1 protein-coding gene and 1 pseudogene are annotated in these 1,581 nt (G+C 68.5%); both read left to right on the top strand.

Annotated features, from left to right (window positions below; translation table 11 throughout):
* Positions 1–954 (top strand): aliphatic sulfonate ABC transporter substrate-binding protein (locus IF09_RS0139505; RefSeq protein WP_030304394.1); only part of this gene is annotated, 954 nt, incomplete at its 5' end.
* Between the two features lie 33 nt (positions 955–987).
* Positions 988–1,581, top strand: a pseudogene (locus IF09_RS41455) (ABC transporter ATP-binding protein); the annotation flags it as partial.

The raw sequence follows: 1,581 nt of genomic DNA, 5'->3' as shown, positions 1-1,581 counted from the left end.
GAGGTGCGTATCGGGTACTTCCCGAACCTGACGCATGCCACCGCTCTGGTCGGTCTCCAGGAGGGCCTGATCGCCAAGGAGCTGGGCGCCACCGCGATCAAGCCGCAGTCCTTCAATGCCGGCCCGTCCGAGATCGAGGCCCTCAACGGCGGCTCTCTCGACATCGGGTTCATCGGCCCCTCGCCGTCGATCAACGGCTACGTGAAGTCCAAGGGCTCCAACCTGCGCATCGTCTCCGGGTCCGCGTCCGGCGGCGTCAAGCTCGTCGTGAACCCGGACAAGATCAAGACCCTGGACGACGTCAAGGGCAAGAAGATCGCCACCCCGCAGAAGGGGAACACCCAGGACGTCGCGTTCCTCAACTGGATCGCGGAGAAGGGCTGGAAGGTCGACCCGGAGTCCGGAAAGGGTGACGTCTCCGTCGTCCGCACGGACAACAAGGTGACCCCGGACGCCTTCAAGCAGGGCTCGATCGACGGCGCCTGGGTGCCCGAGCCGACCGCGTCCAAGCTCGTGACCGACGGCGGCTTGGTCCTCCTCGACGAGACCGACCTGTGGCCCGACAAGAAGTTCGTGATCACGAACGTCATCGTGTCGCAGAAGTTCCTCAAGGAGCACCCGGACGTCGTGGAGGCCGTGCTGACCGGCACGGTGAAGACGAACGAGTGGATCAACGCCAACCCGGACAAGGCGAAGGCCTCCGCGAACGCGAAGCTGGAGGCCGACGGCGGCAAGCCGCTCGACGCGAAGGTCATCGACCCGGCGTGGAAGAGCATCCTCGTCACCGACGACCCGCTCGCCGCGACGCTGAAGACCGAGTCCGACTGGGCGGTCAAGGCCAAGCTCATCGAGCAGCCCGACCTCGCCGGGATCTACGACCTGACGCTCCTGAACAAGGTCCTCAAGGCCGCCGGCAAGCCCGAGGTCTCCGACGCCGGTCTCGGCGCCAAGTAAGCCCGTCCGTACGAACCCCAGGAGGTGACGACCATGGCCACCACACTCGCCAAGGCTGCCGAGGGCACGGTAGCGGAGCAGACCCACGCCGCCCGCATCGCGCACGTCTCGAAGTCCTTCTCCGGCCCGGCCGGATCGCAGCTCGTCCTGGACGACATCAGCCTCGATGTCGCGCCCGGCGAGTTCGTCACCCTCCTGGGAGCCTCGGGGTGCGGGAAGTCCACCCTGCTCAACCTGGTCGCGGGACTGGACAGGCCGTCCGCGGGCACCATCGAGACGGCCGGCCGCCCGGCTGGTCCGGCTCGGCGGCGCCTACGGCAAGCGCGTCCACGAACTGTCCGGCGGCATGCGCCAGCGCGTGGCCCTGGCCCGGGCGCTGGCCCAGGACAGCCGGCTCCTGCTGATGGACGAACCCTTCGCGGCGCTCGACGCCATCACCCGCGACGTCCTGCACGGCGAACTCACCCGCATCTGGGCCGAGACCGACGTGTCCGTCCTGTTCGTCACGCACAACGTCCGCGAGGCCGTGCGGCTCGCGCAGCGTGTGGTCCTGCTGTCCTCGCGGCCCGGCCGCATCGCCAAGGAATGGACCGTCGGCATCCCGCAGCCCCGCCGCATCGAGGACGC

Source organism: Streptomyces katrae (genome assembly GCF_000717655.1).
GTDB classification, from domain to species: Bacteria; Actinomycetota; Actinomycetes; order Streptomycetales; family Streptomycetaceae; genus Streptomyces; species Streptomyces katrae_B.
This window is presented reverse-complemented; position numbering and strand designations above follow the sequence as displayed.